Origin of the sequence: Mycobacterium sp., assembly GCF_050700595.1 — a bacterium.
Classification (GTDB): Bacteria; Actinomycetota; Actinomycetes; order Mycobacteriales; family Mycobacteriaceae; genus Mycobacterium.
The window spans coordinates 42,446-49,204 of record NZ_JBOHHI010000181.1 but is presented as its reverse complement, the minus strand read 5'-3'; the positions used below and the strand labels follow the sequence as shown (position 1 = coordinate 49,204).

Annotated in this window: 8 protein-coding genes; 6 read left to right on the top strand and 2 right to left on the bottom strand. The window is 67.0% G+C overall.

Annotated features, from left to right (window positions below; genetic code table 11):
- The coding region (locus ACRDTL_RS16950; protein WP_431507856.1) for an AMP-binding protein at window positions 1-934 on the bottom strand (934 nt) is incomplete at its 3' end.
- A gap of 91 nt (window positions 935-1,025) precedes the next feature.
- Between ACRDTL_RS16950 and ACRDTL_RS16945 the strand changes: the two genes are divergently transcribed.
- The 5 genes from ACRDTL_RS16945 to ACRDTL_RS16925 all read left to right on the top strand — a co-directional run bounded on the left by ACRDTL_RS16945 (window position 1,026) and on the right by ACRDTL_RS16925 (window position 4,507).
- The gene (locus ACRDTL_RS16945; protein WP_431507855.1) at window positions 1,026-1,415 is read left to right on the top strand and encodes an SRPBCC family protein; all 390 of its coding nucleotides are present in this window, start codon (window positions 1,026-1,028) and stop codon (window positions 1,413-1,415) included.
- 85 nt (window positions 1,416-1,500) lie between these two features.
- Entirely contained in the window at window positions 1,501-1,938 is a 438-nt protein-coding gene (locus ACRDTL_RS16940; protein WP_431507854.1) for an SRPBCC family protein, read from the top strand.
- Complete coding sequence (locus ACRDTL_RS16935; protein WP_431507867.1) at window positions 1,931-3,205, top strand: ArsA family ATPase; 1,275 nt, start codon at window positions 1,931-1,933, stop codon at window positions 3,203-3,205. The genes ACRDTL_RS16940 and ACRDTL_RS16935 overlap by 8 nt, the downstream gene beginning before the upstream one ends.
- A gap of 46 nt (window positions 3,206-3,251) precedes the next feature.
- On the top strand, window positions 3,252-3,635 hold the full coding sequence (locus tag ACRDTL_RS16930; RefSeq protein ID WP_431507853.1) for a hypothetical protein: 384 nt from the start codon (window positions 3,252-3,254) through the stop codon (window positions 3,633-3,635).
- Between the two features lie 146 nt (window positions 3,636-3,781).
- Window positions 3,782-4,507, top strand: coding sequence for a lysophospholipid acyltransferase family protein (locus tag ACRDTL_RS16925; protein ID WP_431507852.1), 726 nt, complete (start codon window positions 3,782-3,784; stop codon window positions 4,505-4,507).
- Here the strand turns inward: ACRDTL_RS16925 and ACRDTL_RS16920 are convergent.
- Window positions 4,504-5,802: a glycosyltransferase 87 family protein gene (locus tag ACRDTL_RS16920; RefSeq protein WP_431507851.1), complete on the bottom strand. Its 1,299-nt coding sequence runs from the start codon at window positions 5,800-5,802 to the stop codon at window positions 4,504-4,506. The genes ACRDTL_RS16925 and ACRDTL_RS16920 overlap by 4 nt on opposite strands.
- A 132-nt stretch (window positions 5,803-5,934) precedes the next feature.
- Between ACRDTL_RS16920 and ACRDTL_RS16915 the strand changes: the two genes are divergently transcribed.
- Window positions 5,935-6,759: a hypothetical protein gene (locus ACRDTL_RS16915; protein WP_431507866.1), complete on the top strand. Its 825-nt coding sequence runs from the start codon at window positions 5,935-5,937 to the stop codon at window positions 6,757-6,759.

The following is a 6,759-nucleotide window of genomic DNA, read 5'->3' as shown; positions in this document are numbered from 1 at the left end:
CGCTCCAGTCGACCGCGGTCTGGGCCGCGATCGCGAAGATCCGGCCCTTGCCGTCATTGGCGGCGTTCTGCGAGGCGGTGTTGTACACCTTCTCGAACACCCGCGGCACCGACACCACGACCGTCGGCTTGAACACCGCGAACATCGGCACCAGATTCTTGATGTCGCTGGTGAACCCGACCGTCACCTTGTTGGCGAAGGCGGCCAGCGTGAGCGCCCGGGCCAGCACGTGCGCCAGCGGCAGGAACACCAGCAGGCGCTCGCCCTTGGACAGCAGCGTCGGCACGGCTTCCTTGGCGCCGCGGGTCTCGTAGACCAGGTTGGCGTGGGTCAGCTGACAGCCCTTGGGCCGCCCAGTGGTGCCCGAGGTGTAGATCAGCGTGGCCGGGTCTTCGGCCCGCAGCATTTCGAGCCGGCGGGTCAGCTCGGCTGCGTCGACCGACGCGCCGGCTTCGGCGAGCTGGTCGAGCGCCCGGGGACCCGGGCCGTCGATGTGCAGGACCCGCCGCAGGGCCGGCAGGTCGCCGGTGAGCTCGGCGACCACCGTGGCATGGGCGTCGGTTTCGGCGAATACCAGCACCGCCCCGGAGTCGGCCAGCACCCAGCGCACCTGCTCCGCCGACGACGTCTCATAAATCGGGACAGTGACCGCACCCACCGACAGAATCGCGAAGTCGAGGATCGCCCACTCGTAGCGGGTGGCCGAGAAGATCGCCACCCGATCACCCGCCTGCACCTCCTGGTCGATTAGACCCAATGCGGCCGAGCGGATTTGGGTGGCCGCCATCGCGCACGTGACATCGGTCCACACGCCGTCGATCAGGCGTTGGAAAATGACGAAGTCGGGATCATCACGCTCATGCTCGAACACCGCGGCGACGATGTTGTCGCGTTCGGCCACCGTGAAGGGGGCGGGGACACTTAATTCACGCACTCTTCTGACCTCGCTTGACGTCGCTGGGTATCGACCAGCCTAGTCCGAGCCCGTGGTGGGCGGCGACGCCGACGTGTGTGAAGCTAGGGCCGTGCACAGCGTGCAAGTCGCCGACCAGACGTTTATCGCCGCCGACCCGGCACGGGTCGGTGCCGCCGTCGCCGACCCGGCCGGCTGGCGCCGGTGGTGGCCTGATCTGCGGCTGGCGGTTGTCGAAGAGCGTGGCGACAACGGAATCAGGTGGGCGGTGACCGGGGCGCTGACCGGCACCATGGAAATCTGGCTCGAACCGTCGCTGGACGGCGTGTTGCTGCACTACTTCCTGCACGCCGAGCCGTCGGGCGTATCGGCCTGGCAGTTGGCCCGGATGAACCTCGCCCGGATGACGCACCGCCGCCGGGTCGCGGGCAAGAAGATGGCTTTCGAGATAAAGGGGACGCTGGAGCACTCCCGCCCCCTCGGGGTTTCACCGGTGACTTGACCCGGTCCGGTCCGGCGCGGGAGTACCGTTTCAGCGAAAGAGGCTGGGGATGGCACCCGCTTGCGGGGGAAAGGGAAGCAATCAGGTGGCAGAGAAGACGGCGCAGACCATCTACATCGATGCCGACCCCAGTACGGTGATGAATGTGATCGCCGACATCGGTTCCTACCCGGAATGGGTGTCGGAGTACAAGGAGGCTGAAGTACTCGAGGCCGACCACGAGGGCTACCCCAAGGTAGCGCGGATGGTGCTGGACACCGCCATTCTCAAGGACACCCTGGTGTTCTCCTATAACTGGCCCGCAGACCGCGGCTCGGTACGGTGGTCGCTGGTGTCAAGCTCGCTACTGCGCTCGCTCGATGGTGCATACCTGTTGTCGCCCAAGGGGTCTGGCACCGACGTCACCTACGAACTCACCGTCGACCTGGCAATGCCGATGATCGGGTTGCTCAAACGTAAGGCCGAGCGCAGACTTACCGATACCGCATTGAAGGATCTGAAGAAACGAGTCGAGGCTGAGTGAGTCGGCAGCGCCCGCCGGGGCCCGGATCAGTCTTTTCGTCGGCAAGGGCGGGGTAGGAAAGTCCACCCTGGCGGCAGCCACCGCCATTACCGATGCGCGCGCCGGCCGGCGGGTGCTGGTGGTGTCCACCGATCAAGCACATTCGCTGGGTGATGTGTTGGGCATCGCGGTCCCGCCGACCGGTCGCCGCGACCCCGTCCGGGTAATGGCCGACCTCGAAACCGGGGGAGTCGACACCGGCGGCGGTTTTCTTGATGCGCTGGCGCTGGACACCCTGGCACTGCTGGAGCTCCGCTGGCGCGACGTGGTCGATACCCTGGGCAGTCGTTTTCCCGATTCCGAGTTGGATAGCATTGCGCCCGAAGAACTCTCGGCGCTACCCGGTGTCCAGGAGGTCCTCGGACTGCACGAGGTCGGCGAATTGGCCGCGGCTGGGTCATGGGACCACGTCGTGGTCGACTGTGCCTCCACGGCTGATGCGCTGCGAATGCTGACCCTGCCCGCCACGTTCGCGCTTTACGTCGAGCGGGCTTGGCCACGGCACCGCAGACTTTCGACGGCCGCCGACGACGCCCGCTCGACCGCGGTGGTGGAACTGGCCGAGCGGGTCAGCGCCGGCGTCGAGCGACTGTCGGCGCTGCTGACCGACGGCGCGCTGGTTGGTGCGCATCTGGTGTTGACCGCCGAACGGGTGGTGGCCGCAGAAGCGGTCCGCACGCTGGGTTCGCTGGCGTTGATGGGCGTGCGCGTTGAGGAGCTGATCGTCAATCAGGTTCTGGTGCAAGATGCTTCGTATGAATATCGCAATCTGCCCGATCATCCGGCCTTCGACTGGTACGCAGAACGCATCGGTGAGCAACGCGCCGTGCTCGACGAACTGGAGGCCACCATCGGCGATGTGGCGCTGGTGCTGGCGCCACACCTGTCCGGTGAGCCGATCGGCACCAAGGCGCTGGCCGAACTGATGGACAGTGTGCGCCGCCGCGACGGATCCGCGCCGCCCGGGCCGTTGCGCCCGGTGGTGGACCTGGAATCGGGATCCGGGCTGCAATCCGTCTACCGACTGCGGCTAGAGTTGCCGCAAATCGATTCCGGTGCGCTCAGGCTGGGTCGGGTCGACGACGATCTGATCATCGGTGCCGGCGCGATGCGGCGCAGAGTCCGGTTGGCGTCCGTACTGCGGCGATGCAGGGTGGCCGACGCGCATCTTCGAGGTAGCGAGCTGACGGTGCGTTTTCGACCTGATCCGAAGGTGTGGCCGGCATGACCGCCGGCGACGATGCAGAGCGGAGCGATGAGGAGGAGCGGCGCTTATGACTGGCGTTCATCCCGACATCGGTCCCGAGTTGCGTAAGCTCGCCCAGAGCATTCTCGACGGAATCGATCCCGCGGTGCGGATGGCGGCGGCGCGGGCCTCGGGTGGCGGTATCGGCACCGGCAAGTGCCAGCAGGTGTGGTGTCCGCTGTGCGCGCTGGCCGCGCTGGTGACCGGCGAGCAGCATCCGCTGCTGACGGTCATCGCGGAGCACAGCGTCACGCTGCTGGCGGTGATCCGCACCATCATCGAGGACGCGGGCGCCTCGGTGACCCCTCCGCCGCCGAACGGCCCGCCCGACGGCGGGGTCGGGGCCGAGATGCCCGCCCATGCCCCCGCGAAAAGCCGGTACCAGCCCATCGCCGTCACCGTCGAAGACTAGTGGCGATCGCGGCGGGTCGCCGCCGGACAAGGTGAGCGCGATCGCAAGCGCGGCGGAGCTAGGCGCGACCGTGCGTGTGGTCGCATCCACACTCGATCGGTACTCTTGGCGCAGAACACTATCCGGTGCGGGCGAGAGGGAGGGCCATGTGGTACTGGCTTTTCAAGTACATTTTCCTGGGCCCGCCGCTTGCGATGCTCGGCCGGCCTAGGGTCGAAGGACTGGAAAATATCCCGCAGTCCGGACCGGCGATCCTGGCCAGTAACCATCTGGCGGTCGCAGACAGCTTTTACCTGCCGCTGGTGGTACGGCGGCGCATCACCTTCCTGGCGAAGTCGGAATACTTCACCGGCACCGGGTTGAAGGGTTGGTTCATCCGCTGGTTCTACAGCAGCACCGGACAAGTCCCGATTGACCGCACCGACGCCGACACCGCGGCGGCCGCGCTTAACACCGCCAAGCGACTGTTGAGCACAGGCAAGTTGCTCGGCATGTACCCCGAGGGCACCCGCTCCCCGGACGGCCGGCTGTACAAGGGCAAGACCGGGCTGGCCCGGCTGACGCTGCACACCGGTGTTCCGGTGATACCGGTGGCGATGACCGGCACCAACGTCGTCAATCCGCCCGGCCGCAAGATGTGGCGGTTCGGCCGGGTCACCGTGCGCTTCGGCACGCCGATGGAGTTTTCCCGGTTCGACGGGCTGGCCGGCAACCGGTTTATCGAGCGCGCGGTCACCGACGAAGTGATCTACGAGCTGATGGGGCTGTCCGGTCAGGAATACGTCGACATCTACGCCGCCTCGGTCAAGGATGGCGACGGCACGACATCGGCCAGCGAGGCGACCCGGATCCCGGAGACGGCGGCGGGCTAGCCGACCGCCGAGACCGGTGTGGGGTCGCAGATGGTCGATTCCCGCGGCGCACGGCGGACGGTGACGGCAATGCCCACCGTCACGAGCGTCGCCATTGCCCACCACACGTAGGAGGCCCCGACAAGTTGTCGCCACCAGGCGGCGCTCGACTCATGGTGCTTGGGGAGCAGGTCGATCGGCGTCCACACCATCAATGCCAGCCCGGCCGCGGCCGCCGCGGCCAGCGCGCCGCTGTGGCGCCGCCATGCCAGCACCCCGGTCACCAACACCGCAGGAAGCATCCAGACCCAGTGGTGTGACCATGACACCGGTGACACCACCAAGCCGAACAGGGCGATACAGATCACCGCCAGGGCGGGCTCACCGGCATCCAGCACCCGTCGCGTCGCCCATATGGTCACCGCCAGCACCAGCAGGCATCCGGCCAGCCACAGCGCGAAGCGCTGATCCTCGCCCAGAGAAAGCCGGGCCAACGCGCCCGCGATGTTCTGGTTCGTGTTCAAGTCGGGGGCGCCGATGCGGTCGGTGTTGCGCACCGTGTCGGTCCAGTACTCCCACGAGTCGCTCCACGCCACCACAAAACCGGCCAGGGTCGCCGCCACGAATGCCGCGATCGCGGTCAGCGCTGCCCGGGCGTCGCGCCGCAGCAAGAAGTACAAAAGGAACACGGCCGGGGTGAGTTTGAGCGCGATACCGATACCGAGCAATACCCCGCGTGGCCAGACTGTCCGGCGGGGCAGGCAGTCGGCGACCACCAGCGTCATCAGCACGACGTTGATCTGCCCGTAGGCGAAGTTCGACGCGATGGGCTCCAGCCAGATCGCCGCCGCGGCCGCGATGAGCACGGCCAGCCAGCACCGGCGCAGCGACGCCGGCCCGGGCACCATCCGGGAGGTTGCCCACACGTCGAGGCGGGTCAACACGATCAGCGTCGAGACGATCAGCAGCGCCAACGTCGTCAACGTGATCGTCAGGCTCGCGGCCGGCAGCCCCAACCAGGCGAACGGACAGAACATGATGGCTGCCAGGGGGGGATAGGTGAACGGCAGATCCAGCCCGATCGGGGTGTGGAACATCACCCCGCCGGTGTAGAGCGGACGGTCATCCAGCCAGGCCTGCCCGCCCATCCGGTAGACGTCGATGTCGATGCGGTAGGCCGGGTGCCCGAGCAGCCGCCACGCGGCGTAGCCGAGTGCCGCGGCCGCCAGTAGCCCCAGCAACCCCCGTCCGACGACCTGCCGGATGGCTACTCGCCCGCGCGCACTGCCCACGTCGGGCGACCGCCATGTCCTCATGTCGGAGAACAGCTTATCGGTGCTGATCCGGCCGGGCGGTGTCGCGGCGAGCGCCGGGCCGGATCGGAGCGTAGTTTTTTTAAGGTGCTCCGCTGGTTGCAGGAAGACATCATCGGTACCGGTCGTCTGCCGATGGTGTCCTGCCTGGTCGCGTTCATCCTGACGTTCTTCGTGACGCGAACCTTCGTGCGCTACATCCGCCGCCGCACCGAGCTGGGCCTACCGGCGAAGTGGTGGCAGCCGCGCAACGTGCACATCGGGTCGGTGCACATCCACCACGTGGTGATCGGCGTGGTGTTGGTGATGGTGTCCGGCGTGGCCATGGTGAGCTTGTCCGTCAACCCGAGCAGGATCGAATTCACCGCGGTGGCGACCCTTTTCGGTATCGGCGCGGCGCTGGTGCTCGACGAGTACGCCCTGATCCTGCACCTGTCCGACGTTTACTGGGAAGAAGACGGCCGCACCTCGGTGGATGCGGTATTCGCTGCGGTCGCGGTGGCGGGACTACTGGTGCTCGGATTGCATCCACTGATGTTTTTTATCGCGCTGTGGCACGACACCACCCACTCACCGGTCTGGCGGGCCGTCGTGATCGCCGGTATGGTGCTCACTCCGCCGCTGGCGGCCGTGGTGTTGCTGAAAGGCAAGGTGTGGACCGGCCTGATCGGCATGTTCTTCGTCGTTTTACTTTTCATCGGGGCGGTCCGGCTGTCGCGTCCACATGCCCCGTGGGCACGTTGGAGATACAACTCGCAGCTGGACAAGATGCGCCGCGCGTTGCAACGGGAACGCGAGCTGCGGCGGCCGGTCGTGCGGGCCAAGCTGTGGCTGCAGAACGTCATCGCCGGAACGCCGCGCATTCCCGACAAACGCATCGTTGACTTCCACCTCGACCGCGAGGTCCACGCCGCACCGCCGCCCGCGGGCACCCAGCGCGCCCTGGCAGCCGGCGGTTAG

What these genes read in the sequence shown, in the direction of transcription:
- ACRDTL_RS16930 (WP_431507853.1), top strand. Translation starts at nt 3,252, where the DNA reads ATGACTGGCGTTCATCCCGACATCGGTCCCGAGTTGCGTAAGCTCGCC.
- ACRDTL_RS16925 (WP_431507852.1), top strand. Translation starts at nt 3,782, where the DNA reads ATGTGGTACTGGCTTTTCAAGTACATTTTCCTGGGCCCGCCGCTTGCG.
- ACRDTL_RS16920 (WP_431507851.1), bottom strand. Translation starts at nt 5,802, where the DNA reads ATGAGGACATGGCGGTCGCCCGACGTGGGCAGTGCGCGCGGGCGAGTA.
- ACRDTL_RS16915 (WP_431507866.1), top strand. Translation starts at nt 5,935, where the DNA reads ATGGTGTCCTGCCTGGTCGCGTTCATCCTGACGTTCTTCGTGACGCGA.